This window comes from Pseudoalteromonas sp. T1lg76 (assembly GCF_002964725.1).
Lineage (GTDB): Bacteria > Pseudomonadota > Gammaproteobacteria > Enterobacterales > Alteromonadaceae > Pseudoalteromonas.
The window spans coordinates 45,225-61,280 of record NZ_PQCE01000029.1; the positions used below are offsets into that span (position 1 = coordinate 45,225).

13 protein-coding genes and 1 pseudogene are annotated in these 16,056 nt (G+C 51.4%); 5 read left to right on the plus strand and 9 right to left on the minus strand.

Annotated features, from left to right (window positions below; all coding sequences use genetic code 11):
* Positions 1-10: 10 nt before the first annotated feature.
* Both C2M35_RS10950 and C2M35_RS10955 read left to right on the plus strand, forming a co-directional pair.
* Positions 11-355 (plus strand): hypothetical protein, encoded by a 345-nt coding sequence (locus C2M35_RS10950; RefSeq protein WP_158677968.1) that lies wholly within the window; start codon positions 11-13, stop codon positions 353-355.
* Positions 356-731: 376 nt separating this feature from the next.
* Positions 732-1,196, plus strand: a complete 465-nt coding sequence (locus C2M35_RS10955; RefSeq protein ID WP_105201003.1) for a hypothetical protein — start codon at positions 732-734, stop codon at positions 1,194-1,196.
* Between the two features lie 74 nt (positions 1,197-1,270).
* On the opposite strand, the gene C2M35_RS10960 is transcribed toward C2M35_RS10955, so the two are convergent.
* The 7 genes from C2M35_RS10960 to C2M35_RS10990 are packed head-to-tail and all read right to left on the minus strand — an operon-like array spanning position 1,271 to position 8,805.
* Positions 1,271-2,128 carry a sugar phosphate isomerase/epimerase family protein gene (locus tag C2M35_RS10960; RefSeq protein ID WP_105265326.1) on the minus strand — a complete coding sequence of 286 codons (858 nt, stop codon included), beginning with the start codon at positions 2,126-2,128 and terminating at the stop codon, positions 1,271-1,273.
* A 54-nt stretch (positions 2,129-2,182) separates the two neighbouring features.
* A complete protein-coding gene (locus C2M35_RS10965; RefSeq protein WP_105258954.1) occupies positions 2,183-2,935 on the minus strand; it encodes a gluconate 2-dehydrogenase subunit 3 family protein in 753 nt (250 codons plus the stop codon).
* A complete protein-coding gene (locus tag C2M35_RS10970; protein WP_105258955.1) occupies positions 2,935-4,614 on the minus strand; it encodes a GMC family oxidoreductase in 1,680 nt (559 codons plus the stop codon). Before C2M35_RS10970 ends, C2M35_RS10965 begins: the two co-directional genes overlap by 1 nt.
* Positions 4,615-4,616: 2 nt before the next feature.
* Complete coding sequence (locus C2M35_RS10975; RefSeq protein ID WP_105213043.1) at positions 4,617-5,312, minus strand: 3-keto-disaccharide hydrolase; 696 nt, start codon at positions 5,310-5,312, stop codon at positions 4,617-4,619.
* Positions 5,313-5,327: 15 nt separating this feature from the next.
* Complete coding sequence (locus tag C2M35_RS10980; protein ID WP_105258957.1) at positions 5,328-6,566, minus strand: MFS transporter; 1,239 nt, start codon at positions 6,564-6,566, stop codon at positions 5,328-5,330.
* Positions 6,567-6,580: 14 nt separating this feature from the next.
* Positions 6,581-7,636, minus strand: a complete 1,056-nt coding sequence (locus C2M35_RS10985; protein ID WP_105265327.1) for a sugar phosphate isomerase/epimerase family protein — start codon at positions 7,634-7,636, stop codon at positions 6,581-6,583.
* A 5-nt stretch (positions 7,637-7,641) separates the two neighbouring features.
* The gene (locus tag C2M35_RS10990) at positions 7,642-8,805 is read right to left on the minus strand and encodes a Gfo/Idh/MocA family protein (RefSeq protein ID WP_105265328.1); all 1,164 of its coding nucleotides are present in this window, start codon (positions 8,803-8,805) and stop codon (positions 7,642-7,644) included.
* Between the two features lie 204 nt (positions 8,806-9,009).
* Here C2M35_RS10990 and C2M35_RS10995 point away from each other — a divergent pair, with 204 nt between their 5' ends.
* Positions 9,010-9,735: a helix-turn-helix transcriptional regulator gene (locus C2M35_RS10995; protein ID WP_105265336.1), complete on the plus strand. Its 726-nt coding sequence runs from the start codon at positions 9,010-9,012 to the stop codon at positions 9,733-9,735.
* A gap of 16 nt (positions 9,736-9,751) precedes the next feature.
* Here C2M35_RS10995 and C2M35_RS11000 read toward each other — a convergent pair whose 3' ends face one another.
* Together C2M35_RS11000 and C2M35_RS11005 are read right to left on the minus strand one after the other, a co-directional pair.
* Entirely contained in the window at positions 9,752-10,654 is a 903-nt protein-coding gene (locus C2M35_RS11000) for a BadF/BadG/BcrA/BcrD ATPase family protein (protein ID WP_105265329.1), read from the minus strand.
* Positions 10,641-11,381, minus strand: coding sequence for a copper homeostasis protein CutC (locus C2M35_RS11005; RefSeq protein WP_105265330.1), 741 nt, complete (start codon positions 11,379-11,381; stop codon positions 10,641-10,643). The genes C2M35_RS11000 and C2M35_RS11005 overlap by 14 nt, the downstream gene beginning before the upstream one ends.
* A 365-nt stretch (positions 11,382-11,746) precedes the next feature.
* On the opposite strand from C2M35_RS11005, the gene C2M35_RS11010 reads away from it, so the two are divergent.
* Both C2M35_RS11010 and C2M35_RS11015 read left to right on the plus strand, forming a co-directional pair.
* Entirely contained in the window at positions 11,747-14,737 is a 2,991-nt protein-coding gene (locus C2M35_RS11010; protein WP_105265331.1) for a TonB-dependent receptor, read from the plus strand.
* A gap of 108 nt (positions 14,738-14,845) precedes the next feature.
* Positions 14,846-16,056: pseudogene (locus tag C2M35_RS11015) on the plus strand (discoidin domain-containing protein); the annotation flags it as partial.

Sequence of the window (16,056 nt, forward strand, 5' to 3'; positions counted from 1 at the left end):
TGAGATCATAATGGCTGGTTGGATAATGCTGTTCTTCTTATTGGCCTCCCCCTGCATCCCTTACTTGTACGCTAAACGCATGCAAGCAACCAACGCCTTTTTATTCTTTGCCCTTGTAATAGGGCTGGCGACCATAGTGCAATTTCTATTTTTCCTTTTTGCCTTGCCGTTTATGCTTATTGGCACTTTCTTGGCTCCCCAACTTAGCACGTTTGGGTTTACAGAATATGTGCAGTGGCTGATTGATTTTGGCTACTGGCTTGCGGATTATATTTATATTTTGCTTATTCCCTTACATCTGGAATTAAGCCGGTTGGTTTATAGGAAGTATGCATTTTTTAGAGATACGGCGTAACCTTAGGCTTTCAACCTTGTATATTTGTCGCGGCGATATCGTCCTAATGCTTGTCTTAATGCCGGTAATGCTTAGGTTTTAGCCTAATTACTTGAGCGAGCTTTTTAGGGGATGGCGACTGCAACTCCGTGCCGTCATTTTCATTCGCAAAAGAGCGCTTAAATGACATATAAATCACCTTGTTGTGGACGCGATAAAAGGCTCGTTTTTGGCTCATAATTCATGCTCCAATCTGTTTATAGAGTATAGCTCTTATGCGGGTGATTGCTTTTAACGGCAAAGGTCTGCTTAGCACTTATTCGGAGCATATTTGGATTAGGTACAAAACTGTTCTACACTGGCTACTCAAAACTTCAATGGACGAAGAGGTAACTAAATGAAAAATATATTAATATTGGCAGCAATCGGCGCGGCAATTTATTATTTCTACAATAATAGTGAGATTTTTACCCCAGAGCGGGAAATGGTGTATGCCCAGGCTCGTATCACTTACAACTTACCAGGGCGTGAGATTGAGATGATCGGAGTGGGGCACAGATATAAGGAAGGTGCCTGTGATGCCAATCTGGTTCAGGACTTTGTGGATCAGTGCGTAGAGGAGAACTTTTGCTCCCATGTCACTTTTGAGTGCAAAGAAAGCCTGGATAAGCGCTATGCCTCCATGTTGCAGCAACAGCCGGCGCGTACTCACTATATTCATTTAAACGGCAATCGCGACGCCCGTAAAGGCGCCTTGATCTTTTGGGGTCTAACCGATCAGGAAGCGAAAAAGGTATGCACCAGCATCACCGCAAATATCAATCGCAAAAATGATTGGGATATGACCGCACAGTGTATTTAGCGAGTAGCAAACAAATAATGAAACGCCAACCTTAGGGGTGGCGTTTTTTGTGTGGGGAAAAAGGCCGGGTTAGATTAGTTCTGAAGACGCGCGAGTACCTTATCCAGTCCTTGCTTTGATGCCGCCACACTTTGCAATGGAGTCATCTGCTCGGGATATTGTTCCTGCTCTAATACCAGCCACTGGGTTTTACCCTCAGCAATCAAAGTCTGAATGATTTCATCCCACTGAAAACCATTGTTTCCTAAAATGGGGCTAAGGCCATTGTTTTTGGCGACCACCTTAATGTGCGCAGAGCGGGTACGCTGCGGGTAGGCCTTAATTAAGGCCTGAACGTCCTGTTGAGCGTAATGTACCCAACCTATATCCAGTTGCAATGGCAAGGAGTTCGAGGTGTGGGTGGCAATATAGTCCCAAAACGTCGCCTCTTTATAGGGTTCAAACTCACGTTCATGGTTATGAAAACCGATCTCCATATCGAAGTGCCGGGCTTGTGCATGAGCGGCGCTTAGTTGCTCGGTAAACTGGGTTATTCGGATGGCATCCCAGGCACGCTCATCCCAGGGAACATACAGGGTGTTAACTCCGAGTGTTTTATAAAACAGCAGGGTGTGGGCTAGCTTTTGTTCAGTGAGGACATCAAAGCCGATATGGGCGCTGCTGGCTTGAAGACCAAGCTTGGCCAGTGTTTTCTTAAGGGCGCTGGGGTTGTCACCATAGGGGCCAAAGTCTCCGGCGAATTCAACACCGGCAAAGCCCATGTTCGCAAGTGCCTCAAGGGTTCCGTGAAAGTCGGCTTTAAGGGCCTCTTTTACAGACCAAAGCTGCACGCTGATGGGAGGGGTCTTAATCTGCGGCTGTTTTGCCGCCGTCGGCAGAGACAAAGCTAAAACACAAAGCCAAACAATCGGGTTAAAAGAAATATATTTCATTTTGAGTCCATAAAATTAGAGCCCATAAATGGGCTCTGCGGTGCGCTAGATGTATTAATCCTGGTAGGCGTAGGTACTGAGTCCGAGCTCATCTAGCACCTTATCGAGGTGGGCTTTGGCTTGTGCACTGGGCCCTGGATAGTCGCCGCCAATAGGCACATTGCCTAAGTAGCCAATGTCTTTACAGCCTTGCGGAGAGCAGAAAAACGCTCCCAACACTAAATCTTTAAAGCGCAAAAAGGCTTTACCAATGCGCTTAAACTGCTCAGGGGTTTTATCTGAGTAATAGGCGATATCGTCCATAATCGCCTGCTGCTGAGCGCGATTCAGGGCGGCAAACCTGGCCTTAAAGCGCAGCTGAGCCTCATCGTCTATCCAGGCCAGCGCATTCAAAATAGTAATGCGGTCGCGTTGTTGTCCCTCATAAGGCGCACTGACCCACTCATCAATGACAGCTGGCACTTCTAATTCCGATGCAGAAGGAATTGAGCCCTCGCGTGGCACAATCCAATCCGCTAACACAGCGACTAAAGTGAGCTGAGCTGCACTTAAAGTAAGTGGCCAAGGCGACTGCGGCGGGATCACTAAGTTTGGATCAGTACCATAGCCCGGTGCGGTAATGGGTTTCAGATCTAAATCTGGCCAATGCCCTTTGCTGCTTGCTGCAGTGACATCAAGCGCTTTGGAGCAAGCTGACGTGAGGGTGACCGCTGAACCAGCTGCTAATAAGCCTAGCCATTTGAGTGACTCGCGACGAGTCATCCCTGATTTGTATTGATAGGCGTTGTCTCTGTCTTGATGGTGCATTATAACGCTCCTTTGCCAATTTGTTCGCTGAGCCAAGTTGAGTTGCGCATAGCTAACGTCATGATCGTAAGCGTGCAGTTCTTATGTGGGTTAGACGCAAATACACCGGCATCCATAACAAATAGATTGTCACAATCCCATGTTTGGCCCCATTGGTTAGTAACCGACTCTTTTGGTGAGCTACCCATGCGCGTGGTGCCAACTTCGTGAATGATTTCTCCCCCTTTTGAAATCGCCTGTTCGGCAGAGGGCAGTTCACCGATGGTTGCGCCCATGGTCTCTAGGATTTGTTTAGCAGTTTTGAGGCCGTGCTCAATTTGCTTAAGTTCTCTGTCTGACCATTTGAAGTGGAATTTAGACACAGGGATACCCCATTTGTCTTTCACTTCTGGGTCAATCTCCATATAGGTATCTTTGTTGGGCAGCATCTCACCGCGCAAAGCGAAACCAACGTAAGAGCCGTATGCATCACGAATTTGCTGCTTAAGCTCAGGGCCATAGCCTTGTTTATCACCAGATACGCCGGAACCAGGTTGGCGGAAGCCGCTGCTGATCTCGAAGTGGTAACCACGTGGAAAATCAAGTTCTCCTTGTGCCTGAGCCTTATGCCCCCACCAAGGAATAAACAGGTGGTTTGCGGTATGGCCGTCTTCGTTGTAACGCGGGCGACCTTTCAAGGCAGGGATCTGTGCTCCCAACCAGGCACCTGTGCTGTCCATCAGGTTTTTGCCTATTTGGCCGCTGGAATTGGCAACACCATTGGGGTGCGCCGCGGACTTGGAATTCAACATAATGCGCGCAGACTCACAGGCGCTGGCCGCCAGGATCACCACATCGGCGCTGATGGCATGCTCGGTAATGGTTTTCTTATCCACATAGGTGACACCCGTGACCTTGCCGTTATCGTCCACGGACACGGACTTAACCATGGCATCGGTGAGCACTTCCAAGTTCCCCGTCTTTTTTGCCAAGGGAATAAGGGAGGTGGTGGTTTGGAATGCCGCACCTATGGAGCAGCCACTGCCACAGGGAGTGGCATAAAAACAGGCCATACGGTCGTCAAGAGGGCGGGTAAGCACAGCGCGGTGCATGGGTGCTGCAGGAATGCCAAGCTTTTTCGCCGCCGCAGCTACAAGTAACTCTGGAACACGGGGTTTGGGTGGCGGCTGCAAAATGCCTTCAGAAGACGGCGGCATATCATCTAGGCCGGTGTTGGTGCCACACACCCCGACTATGGCCTCGGTTTTATCGTACCAAGGAGCAAGATCTTGGTATTCAAATGGCCAATCAGCACCATGGCCGTCGCGGCTTTTCGCTTTAAAGTCATGTTCGGAAAAACGCAGCGAGTAGCGACCCCAGTGATTGGTGCGACCGCCTAGCATGCGCGCGCGCCACCAGTAAAAGTCGGTGCCTTCTGCTTCGGTGTATGGTTCATCGGGTACTTGCCAGCCGCCATCTACCGTGGCGTCATAAAAACCAAAGTTTTTGTCTTTGTTGCCGGCGCCCATTAAGGGCGCTTCGCTATTGCGCTTAAACATGGGGCTTTCGGTTTTTGGGTTATAGTCGCGTCCCGCTTCGAGCATTAGCACCTTGTGACCCAGCTTAGCCAGAGTATAGGCCGCCATGGCGCCACCGGCGCCAGAGCCGACAACCAGCACTTTATGATCAAATTTTGCCATCACTACAGCTCCTTAATCTTGATATTTTTAAACCACACGCGGTCGCCGTGGTCCTGCAAGCCAATGTGCCCACCTTGGCCCTGGGCAAAGCCCTGCCAAGTAGCAAACTTGCTGTTGGCGACCAAGGCATTCCAGGTGGTGCTGCCTATCACTATGCTGGTGGTGCTGACGCCGTTTTGCCATACCTCGAGGTGGTTATCGCGCAGACGAATGCGCACATCATTCCACTGGCCAGCTACTTTATGCGCACTGCTTGGGGCTGCGAATAAATCATAAATTGAGCCTGCCAGGTGCGAGTCAACCTTGTTATCCGGGTGCTCTTTATTATCGAGAATTTGGATTTCCGGGGCATGGGAGTAGATGGCACTGCCTTTTTCATCCACAAGCACGAAAATGCCACTGTTGCCTTTTTGGGCGATTTTCCACTGCAATTGCAGGTCAAAGTCGTCATAGCTTTTCTTGGTGAGGATATCGCCGCCGCCCCCGGCGGTTAAGGTCATGGCGCCATCTTCTATCTGCCACTGTTTATTCAGGCCATCACTTTTGAAGTTACGCCACTGCGACATGTCTTTGCCGTCAAATAACAATTGCCAACCGGCTTGTTGCTCTTGCTCCGTTAATTGGTTGTCCTGCGCCCACGCACAGGCCGTGGAGCTTAGAGCGAACATTAACGGTAGGGCTTTAATCGAATTTTTCATAGTAGGAAACCCTTGTTAGTCTTTACTTGTTGCTACTTGGGCGTGTGTTGGTGCGCCCTTATTGTTCTTGATATAAAAATAAAAGCCTAAAAAGGCGAAGATAAGGATGGCTGGGAACAGTAGAATGTTTCCTAGCACTGCTTGACCCGCAAGTAATTCAGCTTGTTGCGCGTCAATATTTGCGGCCTGTGCCTGCGTACGTGCATTGTCAATCCAGCTACCAATGACTGGATTCCACAAACTCACTGCGAACATGCCGGCACCGCCGATAAGCGACATGCCCAATGCACCGGTTTTTGGCGTGTATTCAGCCACGCAACCGAGCATAGTTGGCCAAAAGTAGGTTACACCGATAGCAAATAGCACAGCAGCTACGTAAACCATGCTGCCGGTGGCTTGGCTCATCACGAAAATACCTGCTGTCGCACAGACCGCTGAGCCCAAGAGCACACCCGTTGGGTTAAATTTATGCACTATGGGCCCGGCAAAAAAACGACCAATAGCCATCAAACCTGTTATCAAGGCAAGGATCATCATAGGGGATGCACCAGAAGCACCTAAAATTCGCTCAATCCATTGTTGTGTACCCAGTTCAGTGGTGGCCGTTAGCGTCATACACACCACTAAGAAGAGGTATACAGGTGAGAATAAGTTCTTCAAATTACTCAATGTTGAGTGTGTGCGAGTGTCGAATTGCGGGAATTGTGCCTTGAACATCATCAAACCATAAATGATGGTTGGTATGATGATAAGACCCACCTGCCATTGCCAGTTAAAGCCACTTGAGGTCATGGCATTTGAGGCCAGGGCACCAATGACAATGCCGCCCGGGAACCAGACATGAAAACGGTTAAGCATGGTGGTTTTGTTATTGGGATACATTTCGGCGATAAGCGGGTTACAGCCGGCCTCAACCGAACCGTTGGCGAAGCCAATTAAGAATGTAGAAAGCAGCAGCGCCCAAAAGCCATCGGCGTAAATGGTCATTACCAAACCAGCGAAGTGGCAGACAAAGGCCAGCGCCACCAATTTTTTCGCACCGATGGCGTTATAGATAGCGCCACCGACCATAGTCGCAATAGGGAAGCCTAAGAAAGCCATGGCGTTTACCCAGCCAAGTTCGGTATCGCTGAGCGAAAACTGCTCGCCTAACTGACCGAGAATGCCGGCGCGAATAGCGAAGGTCATTGAGGTTACAACCAATGCAATACAGCATAGGCGAAACACAAGGCGGTTATTATGATTATTATCCATTGTGGGTGTCCTCATTAGTTAATGCCCAAAATGCGTTTGTTGCGTTCGCTGTCGGTACTGGCCCCGGCGAAATCATCAAATGCTTTGTCGGTGGGCGTGATCAGGTGCTTGGCGATAAACTCAGCTCCCTCGCGAGCGCCCGACTCGGGGTGCTTGATGCAGCATTCCCACTCCAGCACAGCCCAGCCGTCGAACCCGTACTGGGTCAATTTGCTGAAAATGGCACCAAAGTTTATCTGGCCATCGCCTAGGGAGCGGAAACGTCCCGGACGCGCTTGCCAGTCCAGATAACCGCCGTACACACCGGCGCGGCCGCTGGCATTGAACTCGGCGTCTTTGACGTGAAAGGCTTTAATGCGTTGGTGATAGATATCAATAAATTGCAGATAGTCCAACTGTTGTAAGACGAAGTGACTGGGATCGTAGAGGATCTGCGCCCGTGGATGATTATTGGTCGCCGCCAAGAAGCGCTCAAAGGTGGCGCCATCGTGTAAATCCTCACCGGGATGCAGTTCATAGCAGACATCTACTCCGGCCTTATCGAAGGCATCCAAAATCGGCAGCCAACGTTTTGCTAATTCCTCAAACCCCTGCTCAACAAGTCCTTGTGGACGCTGCGGCCAAGGGTACATGGTGTGCCACAGCAGCGCTCCGGAGAAGGTGGCGTGGCTTTTTAAGCCCAGACGCTGACTCGCCTTGGCGGCCATCAGCAATTGCTCCGTAGCCCATTTTTGCCGCGCCTGAGGTTGGCCCTTAACTTCATCTGGAGCAAAGTTATCAAACATCTCATCATATGCGGGATGCACGGCAACCAACTGGCCCTGCAGGTGGGTGGACAACTCTGTGATACACAGTCCCGCACCCTTGACTATGGCTTGAATCGAGTCGCAATATTCCTGTGACTGCGCGGCTTGCTCAAGGTCAAATAAGCGCTTGTCGCCACTGGGGATTTGTATGCCCTTATAGCCCAAGCTTGCGGCCCAGCGACAAATGTTAGGCAGGTTGTTAAACGGTGCTTCATCGCCGACAAACTGGGCAAGAAAAATGGCTGGTCCTTTAATTTGTTTCATACGTTTTAGTGATCCATCGTGAAAGGGTGCCACTTGCTGTCTTGCTTAGACGCCGCAACGGCATTGTAAATAAACGCCATGCCACGAACGGCCTGGTCGATGCCGGGTACATCAAATGCCTCGTTACTCGAAACCTGACCCGCCTTGTACGCGCTGATCTGCGCCGCAAAGTTGCGGTAAATATTGGCAAAGGCTTCGAGGTAACCCTCAGGGTGGCCCGCGGGAGTACGCAGTGCCGTCATGGCGGCCTCACTCAGGGGGCCTACACCAGCACGCAACAATTGCGCGGGGGCATTATGGGGGCGAAGCCAGAGACTATTGGGTTCCATTTGTGCCCACTCCAGGCTGGCATGTTCACCATAAATGCGCAGGCGCAGATTATTTTCCTCGCCGACAGCGATTTGGCTGGCCATTAGCACGCCTTTGGCACCATTATTGAAACGCAGTAACACGGTGCCATCATCATCTAAGGCGCGCCCCGGCAATACCTGGTTAAGATCGGCACAGAGCTCGGTGATGGCCAAGCCACTGACATACTCCACCAGGTTGGCGGCATGAACGCCTATGTCACCCATACAGCAGCTAATGCCAGACGTGTTGGCATCCAAGCGCCACTTCGCCTGTTTGCCTTGCTCATCCGTCGCTTGCGACAGCCAGCCCTGAGAGTACTCCACTACCACCTTGCGAATGGCGCCAAGCTCACCGGAGATAACGCGCTGTTTGGCCTCTTTGACCATGGGGTAACCTGTGTAGGTATGGGTCAAACCGTACAGGCTGGTATTTTGTTCAAGCAAGGTAGCAAGCTGTTGTACTTCAGCAAAGGTGAGAGTAGCCGGTTTATCCGAGAGCACATGGAAGCCGTGTTCGATGGCCATTTTAGCCACCGGGAAGTGCAAGTGATTGGGCGTGACGATGGCGATAAAGTCGGCGCGTTTATCCGCCGTTAGCTGGGCTTCCCCCGTGATTAGGCTTTGATAATCCCCATAGCAACGCGCCGGGTCCAGCCCGAGTGTCTGTCCCGTGCTTAGGCAGCGCTTTGGATCTGAACTAAAAGCGCCGGCGACCAAGTCTATTTGCCCGTCCAGGCGAGCCGCAATACGGTGTACCGCGCCGATAAAGGCACCTTCGCCACCGCCGACCATGGCCATTCGAATTCGTTTGATACTCATCTAATATTTCCTATAAGCAGGGTGCTAGCGCTCGGGTGTAAAACAGGGTTGAAAAACACCGTGCTTATGAGTTTAGTTAACATCGTGTTATCGATAATAGGGAAGTGGGCTGCTTGGGGGATAATAAAAATTCGGTTGACAATGCAACAAAATCGGCGTTTACAATAAAAGCACGAGCCCCTTAATTTGAGTATGCGCAAGCCCATGGAACGTACCGAATTTCTACATAAAGTCGGCGTAAATCAATTGATTGCTGCTTTTGATCTGATCCCCGACATTCTTTTTTGGGTAAAGGATACCGACAGTAGAATCCTGCATGGTAATCAACACTTTATCGAGCACCAAGGGTTTAAGTCTCTCGACCAGATCCTGTTTAAAACGGACTTCGACTTTTCCCCTAAACACTTGGCGTTTCAGTATGTGAATGACGATAAGCGGGTGATGCAGGGGGATGTGGTGACCGACCGCTTGGAGCTGAATTACACGGACAGGGGAGAGCTCGGCTGGTTTTCTACCTCCAAGCATGTGCTAAAAGATGAGCAAGGGAAGATCATCGGCACCTATGGCGTAACGCGCCATTTGCAAAAAACGTCCAAGGCTTTGTCGCATGTGAAGGCCATTGAGGCGCCGGTGGAGTATATTCGCAGCCATTTTCATCGTCATATTGGCATCGAAGAGCTCGCCGAGTTGGCGCACCTATCGGTGAGTGCGCTGGAGCGTCGCTTTAAAAAGCATCTGGCAAAAACGCCCAACCAGTACATTAACGAAGTGCGCCTTGAGAATGCCCGCAAACTGCTGGTGGAAACGCAACTGCCGGTGTCGCAGGTGGCGTACCAATGTGGCTTTGCCGAGCCCAGCTATTTCAGCAAACAATTCAAGCGCCTCTTTGGTGATGTGCCTTCCAAGCTGCGGGAAACTATCGAGGGTTAGATTCTGCAAACAGACCCTAACCCTCCAGTCTATGGTGCAACAACGCAATCGCGCCACTTTCCGGTGTTGCCTGCATGGGGGTGAGCAGGTCGCGGTGTTCATCGCTGAGCCAGGGCTCGAGTGCATGAGCAACGCCGCCCATCAAACAGATGCGGCTAAAGCCTTGATGTTGTAAATGGTCGATATAGCGAGATACATAACAAGCGGCTTGGCTGAGGAGCGCTTTCCCCAAGGCTTCATGGCCATGACTAAACACCAAAGGAGCAAACTGGGCAAAATAGCCCGGCGTGGCATTAATGCTTTGCGCCGTAAGCTCTCCCGCGGTGTTGCAATGGGTGTATTGCAACAGGGCGTCACTCAAGGGGCATGAAACTGTTAGACCATCCAGTACCTCCAGTGTATGGCGCACCAGGTTTAGCCCTAACCAGGCACCGCTGGCGCCGTCGCTTAGCAGCAGCCCGTGGCCGCCAAATTCAAGCATCCGGCCTTGGTCTATGGCGCCGGCACAAAACCCGGTACCGATAATGATCACCGCGCCCTTAGCGGCTTGATGAGCGCCGGCACAGGCGATATGCATATCCGTGGTGATATCCAAGCGTGCAAATGGATGTTGCCATTGCATCATTTTGTTTAAGGCCGATGGCACTGAAGCCCCGGCCAAGCCTGCACAGGCATGGATGGTGTTTAATTTCTCAAGAGGCAAATCGGCGTACATCAAAGCACGTACAGCAGCCTCGGTGATCGATTCCTGGGCCTGATTGAAGGAAGTTGCTATGTTGGCGGGTCCCGATGTCGCTTCGGCGAGGAATAAGCCATTGCTATCTTCAAGGCGCACCTTGCATTTACTGCCACCGCCATCAATACCGAGATAAAGCCTGGGAATGCTGGGCGTTTGCGTATCCTGTTTAGTCTGTTGCATCTAGTATTGCCTCGAGAGCCGAATGTGATACCTGGTCTTGCGCCTTGTGTACGCCGCCGTAACTGTGCAGTGAAAGAGGGCCGCCTTCACGCGCTAGGGTTTGCCAAAGGGCTCCGGCATTTTCCGCCGTTACCCCGCCGCCTGCGACCACTTCAATACGGCCGCCGGCATGCCTTACTAATGCCCGTAGGCGTTCTATCCCTGCCGCAGCGCCCAGGCCACTTTGCCAGGGAGTGCCGCTGCTGAGCACCCGATCTAACCCGAGGTTTATCAGGGTATCCAGGGCGTTGAATTGATTGTCGATGGCATCAAAAGCACGATGAAAGGTGCATGTGAGTTCAGCTTGTTTAGCCTGTTTCACCAGGGCCTGTACTACTGGAGCGTCTACTTTGCCCGCTACGCTCAGGGCGCCAAAGACGACCCCAGTGGCGCCATGGGCGGCGGCCGCTTCTATGCTGTTAAGCATCTGCGCTAAGGTTGACGTATCCACTCTAAAGGAGTGGGTATTGGGGCGGATCATCACAAGTAGCTCGGTATTTGCCGTCACTAACTCACCGGCGAGTGCCATGGCCTGAGTACTCGGTGTGGTGCCGTTTTGGGCCATGTTGGCGCACAACTCAATGCGCCGAGCACCACTGTTGCACACCACAGCAAGGTTCTGTATAAGCATCTGAAGATTGTCCGCATTCAGACAAACTTCAAGAATTTTACTATTGTCGGCGTTCATTGATCCCCCTTGCTGTGTTTTTTCTTTTTGTCACCGTTTCAATCTCATTTGTTTTTTAATCTTATAAATCCTTTTTAATCATGGTGTTATCGTTTTTGTTTTGATTCTGGGTTAGCCATTCTTATAGGGTGTGCACTATAAATCAGGCCGTAGTTAATTGGATCTTTTTTTAGTCTATACGCCGATTTTGTCTTAGAGCTCACCGAATTTATATTATCGCTCCAACTGGTCATGACTCTATTCTGTGGGCAAGTTTTACAAACTATTAACTTGTGAAAAGTAAGGCAGTAATAGGAACGTAGGCGACATTTCTCGTCAGTCTTTTGTTTGGCGAGCAACAATAAGAAAGATACTTGGAGACTGAAATGGCCAACAATAAGAACAACCGACGAGGCGCGGGTCATGCGCAGCGGTTCACAAAGTCTGCACTGTTTTTAGCAATGATGGCGGCGGGAAATGCAGCCTATGCCGACCCCAGCGTCGAAGAAGACGAAGATAAAAAAGAAATAGAAACCATCGAAGTGCGCGGCATACGTGCTTCAATGGCAGAAAATATGGCAATTAAACGCCTGTCCAATGCCATTGTCGATGCCATTACCGCCGAAGACATAGGCAAGTTCCCAGATAAAAACGTCGCCGACTCTTTGCAGCGAGTTCCCGGTATCGTTATCTCCCGCAGCGGCGGTGAAGGGGAAAACGTTAGTATTCGCGGTTTGTCATCGGATCTGACCTTTACCCAACTCAATGGTAACTTTATTGCCTCGTCTCCGGGCTCACCGTCACGTTCATTTAGTTACTCCTTACTGCCCTCGACCATGGTGCAATCCGTGGAAGTATTTAAGTCCTCAGAGGCGCGCTTAGATGAAGGTGGGGTGGGTGGGACCGTGATTATCCACAGCCGTAAGCCATTGGATATGGATGCCAATTCTGGCGCCCTAAACCTCGAATACACCTATGCCGATGTCACCGAAAAATACGAGCCCAACTTCAACGGCGTGTATTCATGGAAAAATGATGAGGAGAACCTGGGTGTGTTAGTCGGTTATTCTCGTCAGGACCGCACCAACCGCTCGTTAGGCGGAGATATGAGTGGCGGCGGTGGCTGGCGCTGGGCCACCAGCTCAGATCTACCCGCGGTTGATACCCAGGGCAATGAAATTACCGACAGCAGCCGACGTTTCGCCGCCTTAGAAGATGCTTATGGCAATGTGTATGACGGCGTCTGGGCGCCTCAGGTTGCCGGCGTTGGGGTAACCAAAGAAAAGCGTGAGCGTGAAGGGATTCAAACCACCTTGCAGTGGCTACCCATGGATACCCTAGAGCTGACCTTTAACTACTTCCATTTTGAATTGGGCCAGGACAGAACCACCTCGCAAATGTGGATCCCGGAATGGAAATACAACCCCAATCACCTAGTTGGGGTTGAGCTTGATCAGAGCGGCACCATAGTGACGGGCATGGACTTTACCACGGGCGCCGGTGGCACTGAGGGAAATATGGAATTCCCCTGGATTATAGGCAGTTATACCCTTGAAGAAGACACCTCAGACACCTATGACTTCGGCTTTGAATACAGCGGCGAGGTGTATGACTTAAAAGGTAAATTTGGTCGCACCAAGGCCAGTGGAGGCCCGTCTGAATCTTGGCGTGCGGCGTACAAAAGTGGCCAGCCCGCCGGTCGCAGTGATTCCGGCCGGGTGGAAAATGCAGCGGCCTTTGCCGGCTGGCGTTTGGGTGACCGCGTCTCCTTGTATACGGATCCAGCCCTTCTGGATAACCTGCTGGGGGGTGTTGCCGGCGACCCGGATCCGGGCTCGACCGGCTCGAGTTATATCGTCAGTGATCTGGAAGAAGATTATGGGCAATTGGATTTTAGCTATCATTTGAGCTCGGGTTGGGTTGATACCCTGCGGGTGGGGGTGAAACACCGTAAGACCAGCTTGCACCGCGAAACCAATAACACCTTCTTTATCACCCAAGAGGGGGCGGCGGGCATCGCTAACGGTACACTTGATCCATTTAGCCAAGGTGCCATCGACGAGGTTTCCTACCAGTGGATCGGTGGTATGCCAAACCTGGAAGATGTGCTTAATAGCCGTTCAGAGCAGAACATTCCCGGTGGTTTTGATGTTAACGTCATGCCCACCATTAACTGGGACAAATACCGCGATATCGTCACCAGTGAATACGCCAAGTACACCCGCAAAGAGCCGGATTTTGTCTTTGATATCGAAGAGAAAATCACCGCAGCTTATGTGCAGGCGGATTTTTCCTATGAAAGCCTGCGCGGCAATGTCGGTGTCCGTTACGTAAAAACCGAAACCGATATTATGTCTTCGGACAAGATCAATTTCTTCCTGGACGACATTGATGATGTTACCCAGGAAGACATCCTTGGTGAGCGCCGTTTACTCGATGTGGAAGAAACCATTGGCCGCACCTCCACCGACCATCAGTTCTTACCCAGTTTAAACCTGGTGTGGGATGCCACCGACAACCTGGTGCTGCGCGCCGCCGCGGCGAAAACCATGTCGCGCGCCCCATATAACGATCTAGGGGCTCCGGAGCAACTGACCTTTATCTCTCAGGAGTGGGCCGACGATCGCCTGGAATTCCGTGGTAACCCGGTTGAGCCGGGTTGGCAGGGATCTGGTGGTAACAAGGATTTAAAACCCTACGAGTCGGTGCAAATGGATATCTCCGCCGAATACTATTATGGGGAGGGCTCTGCGGTTGGTATCGCGCTGTTTAACAAGGACGTAGATAACTTTATCGTGCCCTTGATTATCACCTCTGTACGTCCTTTTGACGGTTTTACCAACCCCAATACCGGTGAGATGATCGTGCCCGAAGGGGAGATCACGGTGACGCCCTTTACCACCACGGCAAACGGTACCAATGCTACCTCGCGCGGTATTGAGATATTCGCCCAGCACGCCTTTGATAACGGTTTCGGCATTAACACCAACTACACCCTCAATGACACCAACCAGGCGGATGTCAGTGTCGATGGTGAAAAGGTAGGTGAGTCTGCTCTGGTGGGCAGCGCCGATAACCAGTTCAACTTCTCTGCTTACTTTGAGAACGACACCTTCAGTGTTCGCGCTTCCTACAACCGTCGCGGCAAGACCGCACTGGGCCTTGCCGATGGCTTGACCGTCTACCAGGAGCCCTACCAACAGGTCGACTTAAACGCTTCCTATAGCTTGATGGATAACCTGTCCTTTAGCGCCTCGGTGATCAACTTGACCGAGGAGGAGCCAAGAACCTTTTATGGTGAGGACAGCAAGGCCAGGTTACGCAGCAGCAGCTACAGCGGTCGTCGCTACTATGCCGGCTTAACGTATCGTTTTTAATTAACTCATTATGTGACATGCGCATTTAGGCCCGAATTGATGGCAAGAAAGAAGAGCAATAATGCCCAGCTTCGGGCGGTGCGCATCAGTAAAGAACAAGGTAGCAATATGAAAAAGTCTAATTTTATCAAGGTGACATCGGTGCCCTTGGTACTGTGCACTGTGCTAAGTGGCTGCGGCGGCAGTGATGATCCTAACCCTCAAGACGTCCCGGTTGCTGCGGCAAGTACGGCCGCAGAGCTCGCAGGCTCAGTGGTCAAAGGGACCTTAAGTGGCGCGCAGATAAGTGTGGCCAGCCTAAATGGCACCGAGCTTGGCATCGATGCCGAGGCTATATCAGATACCCAAGGCGAGGTGTTTTTCACCGTCACGGGCGCACCAGGATTTGGTATTAATACCACGGTGAAGGTGACAGCCAGCACCACGGCGCAATCGAGTATGGTGTGTGATGCGCTCATGTGTGGCGATGCGCAAATTGCCCAAGAGCTAAGCGGCGACGCCCTTGTCGGTGCGCAGCTAAGCACCTTGGCTCAGGTGAGCGTGCCCTATGGCAATCAGGCCGATGGTGAGGCGGATGCAAGCATGCAGGTCAACGCCCTGACCACCTTGGCGACGTTTTTGGTGGAGCAGGAAATTGCCAACGGCCGCAATGTCTCCAGTGCCGAGTTGATGGCGCTGGCGCAAGCGGATATGTCAGCCTTACTGCTGCGTATCATGGGCTGGCAAACCAACAACACCAATGTTTTTGAAACGCCCGTGGTCAGTGCCCATAGCCTGGCCAACTTTCAAGGTGTAGAGCAATGCGAGACCGACGAGGCCGGTGAGCAGCAGTGCCAAACCCCATTAATCGATGAAGCCAGCATTAAGTTGTCATTGCTCAATGCCGCTTTTGCCGAGCTGAATATCGGCGAAACCCTCGCCGCTAATTTGAGTGCTGCACAAGCCGATATCAGTGCGGCCTTGGCGGATGATGCCGAGGCGCTCGAGCGTTTTCGCCAACGTCTGTTCGATGCCATTGAACGGCATCCCTTGAGCGCTGAGTTAGGGTTCAGTGGTGCGTCTATTGTTGATTTAACCTTGCCCTTGTTTGATGAGGCAAATAGCACAGGGCCGCTTAAGGAAGTGAGCACGGTGCAAACCATGCTGGATGCCACCATCAGTGCCCGCAATGCCATCAGTGATGCGGAAAGCGCCGATAAGGCCTTCGATAAAGACGTGCAAACCAAGTGGCTCGACCATAATGATTGGCAAGGTGCGCCAAGTGTAGAAGATCCGTCCTGGGTGCAGGTGGACTTTGCCACGCCACAGGCGATCAGCAG